18 protein-coding genes are annotated in these 16,719 nt (G+C 73.3%); 11 read left to right on the plus strand and 7 right to left on the minus strand.

From position 1 onward, the window contains the following. The coding region (locus E1166_RS08680; protein ID WP_243710251.1) for a DUF6232 family protein at nt 1-322 on the plus strand (322 nt) is incomplete at its 5' end. Nucleotides 323-391: 69 nt separating this feature from the next. After that, the gene (locus E1166_RS08685) at nt 392-1,120 is read left to right on the plus strand and encodes a hypothetical protein (RefSeq protein WP_132337356.1); all 729 of its coding nucleotides are present in this window, start codon (nt 392-394) and stop codon (nt 1,118-1,120) included. Nucleotides 1,121-1,123: 3 nt separating this feature from the next. On the opposite strand, the gene E1166_RS08690 is transcribed toward E1166_RS08685, so the two are convergent. Further along, nucleotides 1,124-2,026 (minus strand): ribokinase, encoded by a 903-nt coding sequence (locus tag E1166_RS08690; RefSeq protein WP_132337358.1) that lies wholly within the window; start codon nt 2,024-2,026, stop codon nt 1,124-1,126. Nucleotides 2,027-2,082: 56 nt separating this feature from the next. Further along, nucleotides 2,083-2,925 (minus strand): ABC transporter ATP-binding protein, encoded by an 843-nt coding sequence (locus E1166_RS08695; protein WP_132337360.1) that lies wholly within the window; start codon nt 2,923-2,925, stop codon nt 2,083-2,085. Between the two features lie 133 nt (nt 2,926-3,058). On the opposite strand from E1166_RS08695, the gene E1166_RS08700 reads away from it, so the two are divergent. The 3 genes from E1166_RS08700 to E1166_RS08710 are packed head-to-tail and all read left to right on the plus strand — an operon-like array spanning nt 3,059 to nt 6,582. Next, nucleotides 3,059-4,078, plus strand: a complete 1,020-nt coding sequence (locus E1166_RS08700; protein ID WP_132337362.1) for an ATP-binding cassette domain-containing protein — start codon at nt 3,059-3,061, stop codon at nt 4,076-4,078. Then, the gene (locus E1166_RS08705) at nt 4,075-5,088 is read left to right on the plus strand and encodes an ABC transporter permease (protein ID WP_132337364.1); all 1,014 of its coding nucleotides are present in this window, start codon (nt 4,075-4,077) and stop codon (nt 5,086-5,088) included. Before E1166_RS08700 ends, E1166_RS08705 begins: the two co-directional genes overlap by 4 nt. A 42-nt stretch (nt 5,089-5,130) precedes the next feature. Further along, nucleotides 5,131-6,582, plus strand: a complete 1,452-nt coding sequence (locus E1166_RS08710) for a glycoside hydrolase family 3 N-terminal domain-containing protein (RefSeq protein WP_132337366.1) — start codon at nt 5,131-5,133, stop codon at nt 6,580-6,582. Between the two features lie 291 nt (nt 6,583-6,873). Here the strand turns inward: E1166_RS08710 and E1166_RS08715 are convergent, their stop codons facing one another. Then, nucleotides 6,874-7,536, minus strand: coding sequence for a GNAT family N-acetyltransferase (locus E1166_RS08715; RefSeq protein WP_132337368.1), 663 nt, complete (start codon nt 7,534-7,536; stop codon nt 6,874-6,876). A gap of 215 nt (nt 7,537-7,751) precedes the next feature. Here E1166_RS08715 and E1166_RS08720 point away from each other — a divergent pair, with 215 nt between their 5' ends. Continuing rightward, nucleotides 7,752-7,952, plus strand: coding sequence for a DNA repair protein (locus E1166_RS08720; RefSeq protein WP_132264407.1), 201 nt, complete (start codon nt 7,752-7,754; stop codon nt 7,950-7,952). Between the two features lie 110 nt (nt 7,953-8,062). Then, nucleotides 8,063-8,581: a hypothetical protein gene (locus E1166_RS08725; RefSeq protein WP_132337370.1), complete on the plus strand. Its 519-nt coding sequence runs from the start codon at nt 8,063-8,065 to the stop codon at nt 8,579-8,581. A gap of 119 nt (nt 8,582-8,700) precedes the next feature. Here the strand turns inward: E1166_RS08725 and E1166_RS08730 are convergent, their stop codons facing one another. The 4 genes from E1166_RS08730 to E1166_RS08745 all read right to left on the minus strand — a co-directional run bounded on the left by E1166_RS08730 (nt 8,701) and on the right by E1166_RS08745 (nt 13,165). Then, entirely contained in the window at nt 8,701-9,975 is a 1,275-nt protein-coding gene (locus tag E1166_RS08730; RefSeq protein ID WP_132337372.1) for an AMP-binding protein, read from the minus strand. Nucleotides 9,976-10,126: 151 nt separating this feature from the next. Then, nucleotides 10,127-10,807, minus strand: a complete 681-nt coding sequence (locus E1166_RS08735) for a response regulator transcription factor (RefSeq protein ID WP_132264414.1) — start codon at nt 10,805-10,807, stop codon at nt 10,127-10,129. 173 nt (nt 10,808-10,980) lie between these two features. Continuing rightward, nucleotides 10,981-12,045 carry a sensor histidine kinase gene (locus E1166_RS08740; RefSeq protein ID WP_132264416.1) on the minus strand — a complete coding sequence of 355 codons (1,065 nt, stop codon included), beginning with the start codon at nt 12,043-12,045 and terminating at the stop codon, nt 10,981-10,983. A 160-nt stretch (nt 12,046-12,205) separates the two neighbouring features. After that, nucleotides 12,206-13,165 carry a UbiA family prenyltransferase gene (locus tag E1166_RS08745; protein ID WP_132337374.1) on the minus strand — a complete coding sequence of 320 codons (960 nt, stop codon included), beginning with the start codon at nt 13,163-13,165 and terminating at the stop codon, nt 12,206-12,208. A gap of 201 nt (nt 13,166-13,366) precedes the next feature. On the opposite strand from E1166_RS08745, the gene E1166_RS08750 reads away from it, so the two are divergent. The 4 genes from E1166_RS08750 to E1166_RS08765 all read left to right on the plus strand — a co-directional run bounded on the left by E1166_RS08750 (nt 13,367) and on the right by E1166_RS08765 (nt 16,638). Beyond that, nucleotides 13,367-14,077 carry a BTAD domain-containing putative transcriptional regulator gene (locus E1166_RS08750; RefSeq protein ID WP_132337376.1) on the plus strand — a complete coding sequence of 237 codons (711 nt, stop codon included), beginning with the start codon at nt 13,367-13,369 and terminating at the stop codon, nt 14,075-14,077. A gap of 42 nt (nt 14,078-14,119) precedes the next feature. Then, nucleotides 14,120-14,347 carry a hypothetical protein gene (locus E1166_RS08755; protein ID WP_132264423.1) on the plus strand — a complete coding sequence of 76 codons (228 nt, stop codon included), beginning with the start codon at nt 14,120-14,122 and terminating at the stop codon, nt 14,345-14,347. A 249-nt stretch (nt 14,348-14,596) separates the two neighbouring features. After that, nucleotides 14,597-15,604 (plus strand): glycosyltransferase family 2 protein, encoded by a 1,008-nt coding sequence (locus E1166_RS08760; protein WP_132337378.1) that lies wholly within the window; start codon nt 14,597-14,599, stop codon nt 15,602-15,604. Continuing rightward, complete coding sequence (locus tag E1166_RS08765) at nt 15,604-16,638, plus strand: lysylphosphatidylglycerol synthase transmembrane domain-containing protein (protein WP_132337380.1); 1,035 nt, start codon at nt 15,604-15,606, stop codon at nt 16,636-16,638. Before E1166_RS08760 ends, E1166_RS08765 begins: the two co-directional genes overlap by 1 nt. The last annotated feature ends 81 nt before the right edge of the window (nt 16,639-16,719 follow it).

Genomic DNA, 16,719 nt, shown 5'->3' on the forward strand with positions numbered 1-16,719 from the left:
GGTCCTGCTGCTGTCGCTGCCGCCACTGGTGGCGCTGGTCTGCGTCGTTTCGCTGCTCTGGTCCGCACAGGACCGGGGAAACTGGACGGTGGTGCTGGTCATCCTGGCCGGCTGTGCGGTCGCGGCGCTGGCCCTGGCGCCCTTCCTTGAGTTGCCGCTGGGCTGGCTGGACCGCTCCTACGAACGCGGCAACCGGGTGCACGAGCTGTGGGTGCGGCACCACGGCACCGAGGTGATGCTGGTGCGCACGCCGGACGCGTTGCGGTTCGGGCAGATCTACCGGGCCGTGCAACGCGCCGTCGAACAGCACCTCGGGTCGTGACGCCGGGCGGTCCGGGCCGGCCGGCTGTCGTCGCCGACGCGAGCGGCGGTGACGACGCACACTGGTGCCATGGCTATTCCCCTTCCCCGGCCGGGTGACGTCGTCGGCCGCACCCGCTCCGCCCTCGACCAGGCGTTCGGTTCGGCCGCCTCGTTCGCCGCCGTGCCGGCCCGCGCGTTCGCCGTACTCGACGGGGTGGAGGCCCTGCTGGCACGGATCAACGGGGTGGTGGACCGGATCGAGGGCACCCTGGACCGGACCGACCAGGTGCTCACCGACGCCGAGACGGCGGTGCGGGAAGTGGCGGTGATCAGCGCCGCCGCGACGACCGCGATCGACACGGCGACCGAGGTGGCCACGGCGGCGGCGACGGTGATCGGCGAGGCGGACCGGGTGGCCCGGGCCGCCGCCGTGCTGGTCGCCGAGGCCGACGCCGTCGCCGCCCGGGCCGCCGGCACGGTCGCCACCGCCGAGGGGGCCGCCGCCACCGCGGCGGACCTGCTGACGGCGTACGAGCCGGCGCTGCGCCGGGGAGCGCCGATGGCGCACCGGTTCGTGGCCGAGCTCAGCCAGGAGGAGGTGACCGCCGCGATCCGCCTGGTGGACGAGCTGCCGAAACTCAAGGCGCACCTGACCTCAGACATCCTGCCGATCCTGGCCACCCTGGACCGGGTCGGCCCGGATCTGCACGACCTGCTCGACGTCACCCGCGATCTGCGGCTCGCCGTCGCCGGTATCCCCGGCCTCGGCATGCTGCGCCGCCGGGGCGAGCGGATCAGCGACGAATCCGGCGAGTGACCCTCAGTCGGCGGCCGGGGCGTAGAGGGCGTCGATCTCCGAGCGGTACGGCAGCGCCACCGAGGCGCCGAGCTTGCGGACGCAGGCGGCACCGGCGGCCGCCGCCCACCGCACCGCCTCGGGCACCACACGGCCCTCGCCCCAGGCCACCGCCAGCGCCGCCGTGAACGCGTCACCGGCGGCCGTGGAGTCCACCACCTCCACCTCGATCGCCGGGACGTGCACGTCCGCGCCGTCCCGGTCGAGGTACCAGGCGCCCTGGCCACCGAGGGTGAGCACCGCGCGGGGCACCAGGTCCAGCAGCGCCCGCCGCTGCTCCCGGCCCTGGCCGGTGAGCGTCTGCGCCTCGGTCTCGTTGACCACCAGCAGGTCCACCGCCGCCAGCAACTCGGCCGGCACCTGCCGGGCCGGTGCCGCGTTGAGGATCACGCGGGTGCCCGCCTCCCGGGCGGCCACCGCCGCCGTGGTCACCGTCTCGACCGGGATCTCCAGTTGGGCGACCAGGACGTCGGCCTGGCGTACCGTGTCCAGCTCACCCTCGGTGAGCCCGCGGAAGGCCTCGTTGGCGCCCGGGACCACCAGGATCGAGTTCTCGCCGACGGCGTTCACCAGGACCAGCGCCACGCCGGAGGCCCCGTACACCACCCGGAGCTGGCTGGTGTCCACGCCGGCGGCGGTGATCCGGGACCGCAGGGTCACCCCGAAGGCGTCCGAGCCGATCGCGCCGAGAAAGGTGCAGGCAGCGCCCGCCCGGGCCGCGCCGACCGCCTGGTTGGCCCCCTTGCCGCCGGGCACCATGACGAAGTCGTTACCGAGCACGGTCTCGCCCGGACGGGGCAGCGCCGGGCCGGCGCCGACGAGGTCCATGTTCGCGCTGCCCACCACGACAACCTGGGTTTGCCGCACCACGACCTCCTGCCCTGACCTGCACGTCGGCTGCGAGTCTAGGACCGCCGTGCCGGTCAGGCCGCGCGGGCGGTGTACCGCTCGCCGTGCCGCTGCACGACCAGCGGCAGACCGAAGGCCTTCGAGAGGTTGTCGCCGGTGAGCGTGTCGGCGAGCAGACCCTGCGCGACCACACCCCCCTCACGCAGCAGCAGCGCGTGGGTGAAGCCGGGTGGGATCTCCTCGACGTGGTGGGTGACCAGCACCAGGGCGGGGGCGTCCGGGTCGTACGCCAGCTCGGCCAGCCGGGCCACCAGGTCCTCCCGGCCGCCCAGGTCGAGCCCGGCGGCCGGCTCGTCGAGCAGCAGCAGCTCCGGGTCGGTCATCAGGGCGCGGGCGATCTGTACCCGCTTGCGCTCCCCCTCGGAGAGGGTGCCGTAGGCACGGTCGGCGAGGTGGTCGATGCCGAACTGACCGAGCAGGGCGCGGGCCCGGGTCTCGTCGGTGCGGTCGTAGCTCTCCCGCCAGCGACCCACCACCGACCAGGCGGCGGTGACCACCGCGTCGCTGACCCGCTCGTCGGCGGGCAGGCGCTCGGCCAGGGCCGCGGTGGACAGGCCGATACGGGTCCGGAGCTCGTTGACGTCGGTCCGGCCGATCCGCTCGCCGAGCACGTGCGCCGTGCCGGTGGTCGGATGCAGCCGGCCTGCGGCCAGGTTGAGCAGGGTGGTCTTGCCGGCGCCGTTGGGACCGAGCACGACCCAGCGTTCGTCGAGCTCGACCCGCCAGTCCACGTCGTGCAGCAGCGCGGCACCGGCGCGCTGCACGCCGACGCCGTCGAGGCTGACCACCAGATCCGCGTCCACGGGCAGGGGGGCGGCGGGGGCGCCGGCGGCGCCGGGGATCAGGTCACCAGTCACCGCTCCATCCAACCACGCAACCCGCGCGGTGCCCCCCACGGGCGGTGCCCGCGGCTTAGGGTGGAGCGCCGTGTCGTTGGTCACCAACCCCTGAAGGACGGCCCATGCCCGACCGTTGTCAGGACCGCCGCGGATGAGCGCGGTCATCGAGATCGAGGGACTGCGCAAGACGTACCGCAGCGTCCGCAAGGGACGCCGGGTCGCGGTGGACGGCTTCGACATGCTGGTCGAGGCCGGGCAGGTGCACGGCTTCCTCGGCCCGAACGGGTCCGGCAAGACGACCACTTTGCGCGCCCTGCTCGGCCTGGTCACCCCGGACAGCGGCCGGATGAGCGTCCTGGGCGAACCGGCGCCGGAGCGGCTGGTCCGGGTGGCCGGGCGGGTCGGCGCGATCGTGGAGAGCCCGCAGTTCTTCGGCAACTTCACCGGTCGCCGTACGCTGCGGCTGCTGGCCGTGGCGGGCGGGGTGCCGACCGCCCGGGTCGACGCGGTGCTGGAGCAGGTCGGCCTGCACGAACGCGGCGACGACCGGGTGAAGGGCTACTCGCTCGGTATGAAGCAGCGGCTGGCCGTCGCCTCGGCCCTGCTCAAGGAGCCGGAGCTGCTCATCCTGGACGAGCCGGCGAACGGGCTGGACCCGGCGGGCATCCGGGAGATGCGGGATCTCGTCCGGTCGCTGGCCGACTCCGGGGTGACCGTGGTGATCTCCAGTCACATCCTGGCCGAGATCCAGCTGATCTGCGACCACGTGACGATCGTCTCCGACGGCCGGCGGGTGGCGGCCGGGCCGGTACGGGAGGTGCTGGCCGGCTTCGACCGGCACGAGTGCCGGGTCCGCGTGACCGAGCCGGAACGCGCGGCGCAGTTGCTCCGGGAGGTCGGGATGTCCGTTGCCGTGCACGAGGGGGTGCTGGCGGTCGGCGGAGCGCAGGAGCCGGAGCTGATCACCCGCACCCTCGGGGAGCAGGGGCTGTGGGTCGGCGAACTGACCCCGATCCGCCCCGACCTGGAGAGCGTCTTCCTCGAACTGACCGGCAGCACGCCCCATCCGGCGCTACCGCGGCAGGTCGGCGGGTCCGTCCTGCCCGCAGAGGAAGCCGACACCCCGATGATCGACCTTGACGTGACCGGTGACCGGGGGGTGGGCGCGTGAACCTCGTCCGTGCCGAGGTGGAGCGGCTGGCCGCCCGCCGTTTCGCGCAGTTGATGCTGGTGCTGCTGGCGCTGGCGTTCGTCATCACCGCCGCGACCACCGTGGTCGGGTCGCACCGACCATCGGCGAGGGAACTCGCCATGGCCCACGCGGAAGTCACGGCGGCGATCAACAGCATGGAGATCGAGCACGAACGCTGCCTGGCGGTGAAGGCGGGCCAGGTGCCGCCGGACGAGAACGCCTACCTGCCGCGCGACTGCAGCGAACTGGACCCGATGCTGCGGGAGCAACTGCCGGTGGTCGCCGACTACCTGCCCGGCGTGTTCGTCTTCGCCCAGCAGGCCGAACCGCTGACCGTCATCCTGATCGCCTTCCTGCTGCTGTTCGGTTTCCTGGTGGGGGCCTCCTACATCGGTGCCGACCTGAACTCCGGCGGGGTGGTCAACCTGCTGCTCTGGCGACCGGGCCGGCTCGCCGTGCTCGGCGCGAAGCTGGGCACCCTGCTCGGGGTGATGGTGCTGCTGTCGGTGCTCGCCACGGTGGTCTACCTCGGCACGTTCTGGCTGATCGGCCAGACCGCCGGGCTGCCGGGCCAGCTCGACGGGGAGTTCTGGCAGAAGCTGGCCGCGGGGTACGGGCGGGGTCTGGTGCTGGTGCTGCTGGGCTCCGTGTTGGGCTTCGGGATCGCCACCCTGGGCCGGCACACCTCGGCGGCGCTGGGCGCCTTCGCCGCGTACGCCGTGGTGTGGGAGTTGGGCGCCCGGGTCGTCTTCGAGATCCTGGACGTGGCGCGGATCGAGCAGCTGATGCTCTCCACGTACGTGGGGGCCTGGCTGACCGGCCGGCTCGAACTGTTCGACGGTTCCGCCTGCTCCGATGGTCCCGGCTTCGCCGTGTGCGACGGCACCTACACGGTCACCGCAGGGCCGGCGCTGGCCGTGCTGCTGGCGCTGACCGGCGCGGTGACGGTCGCCGCCTTCGCCACGTTCCGCCGGCGGGACCTGATCTGATTCGGGCGGGGGCGGTTCGGCGCGTAAGGGGGCCACAACACGATGCGACCGGATCCAGGGCTGCGCCGCCTCGCGTTGGGCACGTTGCTCGCCGCGTACCCGGGGCCGGTGCCGCCGGGGTGGGCCGTCGACCTGGTCGGCGAGGGGCTGGCCGGGCACACCCTGTTCGGCGGCAACGTCCACGACCCGGCGCAGGTGGCGGCGAGCACCGCGGCGCTGCGCGCCGGCCGCACCGACGTGCTGGTGGCCATCGACGAGGAGGGCGGCGACGTCACCCGACTGGCGCACGCCACCGGCAGCCCGTACCCGGGCAACGCGGCGCTCGGCGTGGTCGACGACCCCGTGCTGACCCGACAGGTCTACGCGGCCCTCGGCGCGGAACTGGCCGCCCTCGGGGTGACCGTCGACCTGGCCCCGACCGTGGATGTCAACAGCGCGGACGAGAATCCGGTGATCGGCACCCGGGCGTTCGGCGCCGACCCGGCCCGGGTGGCCGCGCACTCCGCCGCCGCCGTCGTGGGCCTTCAGTCGGCCGGGGTGGTGGCGTGCGCGAAACACTTTCCCGGTCACGGCGCCACCGTCGCCGACTCGCACCGCGAGCTGCCCACGGTGGACGTGTCGCCGGCCGTGCTACGCGACCGGGACCTGCCGCCCTTCGCGGCGGCGATCGAGGCGGGGGCGCGGGCGGTGATGACCGCGCACATCCGGGTGCCGGCCCTGACCGGGGACGGGCCGGCCACCTTCAGCCGGGCGGTCCTGGTCGACCTGCTGCGCGGCGAGTACGGCTTCACCGGCACGGTGATCACCGACGCGCTGGAGATGAGGGGCGCGACGCTGGCCGCCGGTGGGCTGGCGCCGGCGGCCGTCAGTGCCCTGGCCGCGGGGGCGGATCTGCTCTGCCTCGGCGCCAGGGTGGACGCCGCACTGGTCGAGCAGGTGGCGGGGCAGATCGTCGCGGCGATCGGGGACGGCCGGCTGGAGCGGTCCCGGGTGGAGGAGGCGGCCGGTCGGGCCGCCGCGCTCGCCGCCTGGACCCGGGGTGCCGGCACCGCACCGGCCGCCCCCAGCGATCTCGGGTACGCCGTCGCGCGCCGCGCGGTGCGCGTCGAGGGAGACGTCGGCGGGCTGGTCCGGCCGCTGGTGGTACGGCTGCACGCCGCCACCAACCGGGCTGGGGGACGGGTGCCGTGGGGCCTCGGCCCGCACCTGGCCGGCCTGGCGGAGCTGCGGATGGTGGCCGCCGAGACCGACCCGGCGGAGCTGGGCCGGCTCGCCGGGGGCCGGCCGATCGTGCTGGTGGGGCGACACCTGCACCGGCTGCCCGGCGGTCCGGCGCTGGTCGAGGCGCTGGCGGCGGCGTACCCGGTGACGGTGGTGGAGATGGGCTGGCCGAGCCGGTGGCGGCCGGCCGGCGTACGCGCCTTCGTCAGCACCTTCGGCGCGAGCCACGCCAACGGTCGCGCGGCGGCCGAGGTGCTCGGCCTGACCGACTGAGGGCAACGGTCCACCGTCGGGGCCCAGACCATTCAGGCACGCTCCGTCACCGCATCGACCACCCCCGCAGGGCATCCCACCGCAGGTCAAGTCCACTACCGGACACTCCCGATCGAGCGGGTACCTCTTGCCGAGCAGGCAATCTCTACGTAGCGTCACCAGCAGCAGGACCAGTCGGCGGGATGCCGGCTCACGGCGGGCCTGGGGGAAGCTGCGGACCGTGGATTCGGCCCGGAATCCACGGTCCGCTCCTGCCGTGGGCCGGATGACGTGCCCGCAGCCGCGAGGCCGTCACGGCGGATAGACACCGAACGACCGCCAGCCCCGGTCGGGGAAGCCGGCCGCCGCGGCGACCCGGGCGGAGGCGACGTTGGCCGGGTTGTGCCGGTACGTCGGCACCGCCCCCTCGTCGAGCACCCGCCGGGCGGCCTGCGCCACGAGCCGGCGGGCCAGTCCCCGGCCACGTGCCGCCGGCACCGTGCCCACCGCGAGTTCGTGGCCGTGCGCGTCGTGCCGCTTGACGCCCACGCCGGCCAGGTAGCCGCCGTCGGCGTCCCGGACGACCAGCACCTCCCGGTCGAACAGGTGCAGCCAGGACGGGAGGATGGAGTCGGCGGGATCGGTCCACTCCCCCACGTCGGGCAGCGGAGCGGGTGCGAGGCTCCACCGGAAGGTGTCGTGGTGGACGACCCACCCCGGCTGGCCGACCGCGGCGGGAAGCGCGGCCAGCAGGCCGGCCTCCAAATCCCGGGCCAGGGCCCGGGTCGCCGCGACCCGCTCCGGGGGCACGGAGAGCACGGTGCTGTCGCCGGCACGTACGGCGATCGCCGGGCGGAGCCGGCCGTCCCAGGCCGGTCGACCCCGCCGTCGGGAACCCACGACGTGCAGACCCGGGCCGGCGGGCCACTGACCGAGCCAGGTGACCAGATGCAGGTAGAGCCGGCGGTCGAGCACCGCAGACCTCCCTCACCCCGATCCGGTACGACCAACCGTGATCACGGTACGCCGGGCCGGCCGGCGGGGCTTGATGATCGGGTGGGCGGCAGCGGTTCGGACCCCGCCCGCCGGGGTACCGGTACCGGCACCGCGATACACAGAATTTACCGGCATCGATCGATCGTCATATCGATTTCCATACATGTACAACTTTCCTTGGGATGGTAATGGTCATGCCGAAGCAACCGAATGACCGGTACCAGCAGGACAGTGAGCGGGCGTGGCGGCCGGCGGAGGCCGCCGGGCGGTTCCCGGGCCAGCCGCCGTACCAGGAGGCACGGACCGGACACGGGGCGCAGGCGACACTCTCGTGGAGCGACCTCAACAGCCTGCCGGCCGGCACCTCCTCCCGGCGCGGCTTGAGCACCCACTGACGAGGCGGGGCAGCGGCGACACACCCGGAGCGTCAACAGCGGCCTTCGCACACCTGTCGGGTAGCGTCTTCTGGTCCGAGTTCCGGCCAACGACAGGAGAAGCTCCGCGCATGGGCAAGAAGACGATCCACGTCTCCGACTTCAGCGGCACGGTGTTGCGGCCCGACGACGACATGGTCAAGGTCGTCGTGCTCGAGCACCCTGACCTGGTGGCCGGGCCCGTGCAGCTGGACGCCACACCGGCCGAGGTGGAGAGCATCGACGACGCGGCGCTGGACGTCGCCGTGGTGGAGATCCACGACCGGCACGGCCAGGGTGAACCGCGCCGCGTGGTGCTGACCGCCAGCGAGTTCGACGCCATGGCCACCGACACGCCGATGGCCCAGTTGTTGAAGACCGCCGAACGGGTCCGCCCGCCGAAGGCGCGCAAGACCACGGAGAAGCCGGACTACGGCACCATCGAACACGCCGGGAAGCCGCACCGGGGCCGGGTCACCGAGGAGGAGGCCCATTTGGTGCGGGAGCGGCTCGACGAGGTCAACAAGCGGCTCGCTGACGCCGGCATCCGGCAGATCGACCCGGCCGACCCCGAGCACGCCGCCCGGTACGGTTTCCCCACCCCGTCCTGACAGCTACCCGTCGGTGGCCGGCGCGGAACTCCGTGCCGGCCACCGACGGCACCGGCCGCGCCGGGGGCGGCCTGCTTGCCGGCCCCATGCTCCTGCCGATGCCGGTCGAAGCGGTCGACTCACCCGGCCACCGGCTCGACCGGCGCGAACCGGTGATCGGAGAGCCGCCGGGCCAGGATGCCGGTGCGGAACATCAGGCCGCCCTCCACCGGACCCAGCGGGTCGGGCAGGAACCGGCTCATGGTCAACTCGGGTTGGTCCAGGTAGCCGGCGGCCAGGGTGGCACCAGCGACGTACAACTCACCAACCTCACCAGGCGGCACCGGACCGAGCTCCGCGTCGAGGACGTACCGCCGAACCTGCGGCAACGGCGCGAGGTCGCCGGTACCGGGCAACACGGTCGCGCACAGCATCCCGGTCTCGGCAAAGCCGAGCACCTCCACCTCCTCGCGCGGCCGGCCAGCACCCTCGGCCCGCAGCCGCCACCGAACCGCGACCGGCTCCGGGCCAACCCGCTCCGGGTCGGCGGATCCTGCGCCGACCCGCTCGGGCAGAACCAGCTCCGCGCCGGTGAGCAGCGCGCGCAGCGCCACCACCACCGTCGCCGGCGTACCGGGAGGGACCGGGGGCAGCAGCCGGTCACCCCCACCCGTCGGGGATAGACCGCAGTCGCCGGCGAGCCAGGCCAGTTGCCGAGCACGCCACACCACGGCGGGGAGGCCCGGCCGGGGCGGCAGCATCACCAGCGATGCCTCGGAATCGTCCGCACCAGCGCCCACCGCCGGCGCCAGGGCGGCACGGGCCTGCCACGCCGTACCGGTCACGCCCACCCAGCGGGCCACCACCATCGACCACCCCGGCGACGCGGCCACCGACCCGGCCGGAAGCAGGACAAGGCCGGGGCGGGCGTCCGCCAACGACGCGTCCGGCCGGTCACCCACCGACAGCACACAGGTGGCCCCGATGACCAGCACCGCGAGCGCGGCGGCGACCAGGTCCGCCGTGACCGGCCCGGCCACACCGACCCGCTCACCCGGGCCCACACCCGACTCGGTCAACCGCCCGGCCAGCTCCTCGACCAGTTCCCAGAGCTGCCGGTAGGAGACCCGCCGGTCTCCCGCCGACAGCGCCGGGGCATCCGGCTGCTCTCCTGCCGCCTTGTGCAACAGCCCGACCAGCGTCGCGGACGCGACCGGCGACAGCCGCCCGTCGCCGGCCCGCGCCGCCCCGGCGCTGCGCAGCTCCGCCACGTGCCGACCGCACGCCTGGATCGTGCCGGCGAACGGAACGACGCGCCAGCCCTGCGGCGGGCGTCGGCCGATCGGCCAGACCGCGAACTCCCTGGCTTCGGTGGCCACCAGTTGGAAGTAGCGGGGCTCCTTCCGCCCAACCATGTGATGCTCCCAGACTCCCGACCCGGAACAGGCGTTTCCGACGGATGGCGCACGGCCCGCCCACGCGGACGGGCCTCGACGACATCCGACCCGACGAACCTAGGCGACGGCGGTCATGGCCCGGTCACACCCGCCGACTGTCCACTGACGGTCAGGTGATGGGCTGGTCGTCCATCGGCTTGATCAGCCGGGCGGCGGTCGCTTTCCGGATGGCGTCCACCCGGGACACCGCCTGCAACTTCGCGTAGATGTTGGTCAGATGCCGCTTGACGGTGGCCTCGGTGATGAACAGCCGGCTGGCGATCTGCGCGTTGCTCATCGCCTCCGCGATGAGGCGGAGCACCTCCAGCTCCCGGGCGGTCAGCGGAGTGCCGTTCGTCCGGGGCTTCTGCCGGTCCAGCCGTTCCACCGTCTCCCGCGACACCGCCAGCAGGACGCTCTGGCCAGGCCGGCGGACCACCGAGCGAACCGCGGCGACCAGGTCGTCCCGCAGGATCGTCTTCAGCAGGTACGCGACCGCGCCGGCCTCCAGCAACTCGTGCACCATGTCCGGGTCGTCGTGCATGGTCAGCACGATCACCCTGGTCTCCGGCGCCATCCGGCGGGCCTGGCGGATGATGGCCGACGCGCCCGGCCCGGGCATCTCGACGTCGAGCAGCAGCACGTCCGGCCGCAGCCGGACGACCAGGGCCAGCGCCTCCGGCCCGGACGACGCCTCGCCGACCACCGCGAACTCCGGTTCGGTGGAGAGCATCTCCCGGATGCCGTCGCGGAGCAGGTTGTGGTCGTCGGCCAGGCACACCCTGATCTGGGGCCGGGAGAACCCGCTCACAGGACCACCTCAGTTCGCGACTGCGGGGCTCGCAGAACCGGCTCACTCCTCGCGCTCACAGGACCACCTCAGATCGCGACTGCGGGGCTCGCAGAACCGGCTCACTCCTCGCGCTCACAGGACCACCTCAGATCGCGACTGCGGGGCTCGCAGAACCGGCTCACTCCTCGCGCTCACAGGGCCGCCTCGGAGAACGGGATGTGGACCTCGACCCGGGTGCCCCGGCCGGGGGTGCTGGTCAACTCCAGGACACCGTGCAGTAGCAGCGCCCGCTCGTACATCGACGGCAGGCCGCCCCGTGCCCGGTCGGGGTCGCTGGTGTCGAAGCCGCACCCGTCGTCCACCACCGTGGCGGCGACGGTGGTGGCACCCACGTCGACGGAGAGCTCCAGTCGGGTGGGCTCGGCGTGCCGCAACGCGTTGCGCGTCGCCTCCCGCATGATCAGGTACAGCTCCTCGAGCACGTCGGGCGGCAGCACCTTGAGGTCGCCGGTGGTGGTGATCGAGAACTGCACCGAGGCGGGGGCGTTGGCTTCCAGGTAGGCACGCAGGGTGCGTTCAAGTCCGTACTCGCCCACCGACCGGCGCAGCTCGGCGGAGAGGTGCCGGACCGTCCGCAGCGCCTCGTCCAGTGACTCGATCGCTGTGTCGATCTTGGCTCGGGCCTGCGCCGGATCCCGATCGGCGTAGTGCCGGTGCAGGTCCAACTGGTGCAGCGTCAGGCCCATCTCGTGCAGCACCCGGTCGTGCAGCTCGCGGGCGATCCGCGTCCGTTCCTCCTGCCGGGATGCCTGGAGCTTCTCCATCAGAAAGGCCACATAGGACATCGACGCCAGTGCCACCCGGGCCATGATGGCCTCGTGCAGGGCCCGGCTGATCCGCAGCGCGCCGGCGCTGTCGGTCGGCGGCAGGTCGCGGGTGATGACCGGCAGCATGACCTCGAACAGGGTGGTCGCCGCGCGCAGCGACTGCACCGGGTGGATGCCGCGGCGGGCCCGGTCGGCACCGATGTTGACGTTGAACAGCCGCGCCTCGCCGACCAGCTCCAGGGGAGACGTCTCGGACACCGTCACCCGGGCGGCGACGTCGTCGAGCACGGCCTGAACCTGGACCGCCAGTTGCGCCAGCACATCGGGACCCTTGATCAGCTCGCTGCCCTGCCGACGCAGCGACTCCTGGAACGCGTCGACGATCTCCCGCGCCGTGGAGGACAGTTCGGCCTCGGCTACGGGCTCCATTGCGTACGGCTTCGCCACGGATCCCCCCGCTGTCTCGCCCGAGGCTACCACGGTAGTGCCCACGTCGCGGAGCGTAGATTGTCCGGTCGCCAGCCTCCGATTGTCCACAACGGAGAGCACCCGACGGCGGACGGAGACCCGCCCGCCGTCCGCCGGTGGTTCAGTACAGGAACAGACCCAGCACCGTCAGGTGGACCGCGTACTGGCTGGCCATGAAGATCCGGTACGGCCGCCGCTGCCGCCGCCGGTCGGCGGCCCCCGCCCCGGTGAGCACGCAGCCGACCACCGCGCCCGCACCCACAGCCAACACGGTCGCCGGCACCAGCAATGCCGGGGCCACCAGCAGGGCACCGGCCAGCAGCACGCCGCCGGCCACCACGACCAACCCGGCCATCAGCCGGCGGGCACCGCGGTCGCCGAGCAGCACCGGCAAGGTACGCCGACCGGCCGCCCGGTCACCGGCCACGTCGGACAGGTCCTTGGTGGTGCCCGCGAACGCCATCCACAGCGACATGGCCACCATCACCACCACCAGGTCGGGGGTGACCGAGGCGCCGGCAGCCGCGCTCCCGGCCAGGTAGGTGACGATGCCACCGGCGGCGACCACCAGGACGAAACCCAGCATGTTGCCCTTCTGCGGGCGAGGGCCGGCCGAGTACGCCCAGCCGAGCGCCAGCATCAGCGCCACCAACGCGACCATCCGCGCGGAGACCGCGCCGGCCAACGCCAACGCCACCAGGGCCAGGCCGACCACGATCCGCCGGGCGGCCCGCACCGGCAGCGCCCCGGTGGCCAGCGGACGGGTCGAGCCGTTTCGGCGGTCCTCGACCTGATCGGACAGCCCGTTGAACAGGTAGACGCACCAGGTCGCACCGAGCCAGGCGAGCGCACCGAGCAGCAGGGTCGCGGGACGGGCGACGATCCCCTGTGGGGCGGCGACCGCCGCCCCCGCGAAGAACCGCAACTGAAAGACGACCTGGACGACGGGGCGGGCCTCACGCCAACTCGCCGACACCTGCCGACCAACCTCCGCCACGGCGGTGCGGACCGGCGCCAGCGGCCGGCCGACACCTTCGACACGGAAAGACCGGTCGGGCCGAATTACCGAGTGATAGGTCATACCAAAATCGTGGCGGCGGAGCGCGTTTCCCGGTTCATCCGTGGCACTGAGTCGGCATACGACCATGGTCGTAGGAGCAGTACCACCAACCGGCACCTTTCCCGCCGGCACAGAACCCGCCACCTTGGCCACCGCAACACCGCTGTCTACGGTCGAACCGTCGTTCCCGACGAGGGGTTCGACGGAATACGGCGGTGCCAGATGTCGAACAACGTAGAATCGTCGAGCGTCGAGCTGCTCGGCGAATTCCGGATCTCCATTCATGGTCGTCCCGTCACCAACTGGCGGGCCGGCAGGTCGCGGGCGCTGGTGCAGTACCTGCTGGTCCACCGGAACCGGCCGGTCAGCCGGGACACCCTGCGCGAGGCGTTGTGGCCACACCTGCCGCCGTCGGCCGGCGCCACCTCGGTCAAGGCCGCGGTGCACGGCGCCCGACGGGCGCTGGGCGAGGCCGCCGACCGGCCGGCACCGCTGCAGATCTGTTCCGTGGACGGCGGCTACCTGCTCCGCACGGACCAGCTCTGGATCGACATGGCCGCGTTCGACCGGCTGGTCAGGGCCGCCACCGCCGCCGCCGCCAGCGGCGACCACGAGGGCGCCGCCGGGCACTTCCGGCACGCGGTGGCGATCTACCGGGGTCCGCTGCTGCCGAACCAGGACGCCGAATGGGTGGTGACGGAGCGCGAGTGGCTCCGGACGCAGGCCCTGCACGCCCTGCGCTTCCTCAGCGACCGGGCGCTGGGCGCCGACGACCCGTGGACCGCCATCCACTGGAGCCGCCGGGCCCTGGACGTGGATCCGTACGACCAGGCGACCTTCGCCGTGATGGCCGACTGCCACCGCCGGCTCGGCCTCGGCGCGCAGGCGCGGCGCTGGGACGACCTGGCCGCCAACCGGCTGGCGGAGGTGTGACCGCCGCCGGGCACCGATCGGCGTACGACTGGAAGGAGCAGCATGACCATCACGACCTCGCTGGAGCACCCGGCGCGCACCACGCCCCGGGTGGTCCGGCCGGCAGGAGCCCGCCCCGTCGAACGACCGGGCACCGGGCTCGCCCCGCCCGCCCCGCCGCCGTCGCTGCGTAGCCGTTGTCGCGGGCGGTTGTTGCGGATCCAGCAGTTCCTGCTGGGCACCGTCGACGAATGTCCACCCATCCTGCTGCACCTCACACAGCGAAACTGACCCCACCCACCACCCGTATCCGAATCGGGGGTCGAGGGCGTCCCGCACGTCGCGCAGCCGCGTGCGGGGCGCCCTTTTTCCGTGCCGTGCGAATACGCATTTGGTCGTAGTACTCCTGCCACCTTCGAGGAAATCCCACACGGATCGGGATCCGCCACCTTGGCCAACGATCCACCCGTCCCTAACGTCGTGGGCACCGATATTCCTGGACGTCCTTTCCGGACGTCGAATGCGAAAGGGAGAGGCCGGATGGCCGCGGATCAGCAGACGGTGTCGGTGATCGTGCCGAACTACAACTACGAGAAGACGCTGGGCGCCTGCCTGGACGCCGTGTTCGCGCAGACCCACCGCCCGTACGAGGTCATCGTCGTCGACGACGGCTCCACCGACCGGTCCCGGGAGATCGCGGCACGCTACCCGTGTCGCGTCGTCTCAGGCGGCGGCAACCGGGGCGTGTCGGCCGCCCGCAACCTCGGTGCCCGCGAGGCGCGCGGCGAGATCCTCTTCTTCGTCGACTCCGACGTGGCGCTGCGGCCTGACGCGATCGCCAACGCGCTGGCGGTCATGGCCGCCGACCCGGAGTGCGGCTGTGTGCACGGCACGTACGACACCCGGCCGCTCTACGACGACGGGCCCATCGAGCACTACAAGGTCCTGCACGCGCACTGGTGGCGGCGGCGCAGCGTGGGCCGGGTGAACACGGCGATCTTCGCGCTGGCCGCGGTGCGGCGCTCGGCTTTCCTGGCGGCCGGGCCGTTTCACGAGGGGCTACGGGACGCCGAGGACGTCGAGTACAGCGACCGGCTCGCCCGGGTGACCGGGATCCGGTTGACCGACACCGTGGTGGGCCGACACGACGACTGCGCCGGGTTCCGGGCGATGCTGCGCGAACAGTACCGGCGCTCGCTGCCGCTGGCGGCGTTCGCCGGGGCGCACCGGATGCGCTCCGGCAGCGTCGCGGTCAACCCCGCCCTCGGCGTGCTGACCGCCCCGCTGGTGCTCGCCACGCTGCCGTTGGCGCTGGCCCACCCGGCCCTGCTCGCCGTGCCGCTGGCCTGCTTCGGGCTGTTTCTGCTGGCCGACCCGGGCCTGCTGCCGTTCGTCCGCCGGGAACGAGGGCTGGGCTTCCTGGCCTGGTTCGTCGGCGTACACCTGGTGGCCCAGCTGGCCATCGTGGCCGGCGTGGCGGCCGGCTTCTCCGCCCGGCTGCGCGGCGCCGGCACGCCACGGCCGCTGACCCTGGCGGAGGGCCGGTGATGAGCGGCCGGCGGAGCTGGCGGCGGGTGCTGCGGGTCGCGCTGACGGTCGCCTTCGTGGCGGCGGTGGTCGGCGGGGTCGCGCTGGCCCTGCGCGGACAGCAGTGGTCGACGCTGGGTCGGTTGCTGCGGCCGGAGACCATCCCCTGGCTGCTCGGCGCGTTGCTGGTCACCTCGGTGGGGCTGCTCTGCGGAACCCGGGCCTGGCTGCTGACCCTGGCGGCGGTCGGCTCCCCGGTGCCAACCGGTGCCGGGATCCGGATGTTCTTCGTCGGCTTCCTCGGCAAGTTCGTCCCCGGCCGGGTGTGGGGCCTGCTGGCCCAGATCCGGCTCGGCGAGAAGGCCGGGGTCAGCCGGGCCCGGATGGCCGGCACGTACCTGGTGAACCTGGTCGTGGTGCTGCTGACTGGAGGTGCGGTCGGCCTGCTGGTGGCCCCGGCCGTGCTCGACTCCGGGCTGGCCTGGCTGGTCGTCCCGGTCGCGCTGCTGGCGGTGCTGGCCGGCTGGCCCGGCGTGATCGACACGTTGGTCGGCCTGGCTGCCCGGGTGACCCGCCGGCCCCGCCCGGCGGCGCTGGACCGGCCCGCGGACGTACGCCGCTCGATCGCGTACCAGAGCCTGTCCTGGGTGCTCTCGGGCGTGCACCTGTGGATCGTCGCGGTCCTCCTCGGCGCGGACGCCGGCGCCGCCCTGCCGGTGGCCGTCGGCGCGTTCGCCCTGGCCACCACGGCCGGCACGCTCGCCCTGTTCGCGCCGGACGGGGCCGGCGTACGGGAGGTGACGCTGGTCGCCGCCCTGGCCACGGTGCTGCCGCTGCCGGCGGCGGTCACCGCGGCGATCGCCAGCCGGGTGCTCACCACCCTCGCCGAGGTGCTCACCGCCGCCGTGGCGTTGGCCGCCGTCAGCATCCGGGACCGGACGCGAGCCGCCGTCCCGGACCGGACGCGAGCCGCAACCACGGCGCACCGACCGGCGCACCCGCCGACCCGGCGACCGGCCGAGCCCGGGGCTCGGCTGACCCCGACACCGGGCTGACCCGTCAGCCCACCCGACTCACGAATCCCGCTGTCCGAAAGGAAGACCCGATGTCCGAGCTACTGACCATCGACGACGCGG

The organism is Micromonospora sp. KC213 (assembly GCF_004348325.1).
Lineage (GTDB): Bacteria > Actinomycetota > Actinomycetes > Mycobacteriales > Micromonosporaceae > Micromonospora.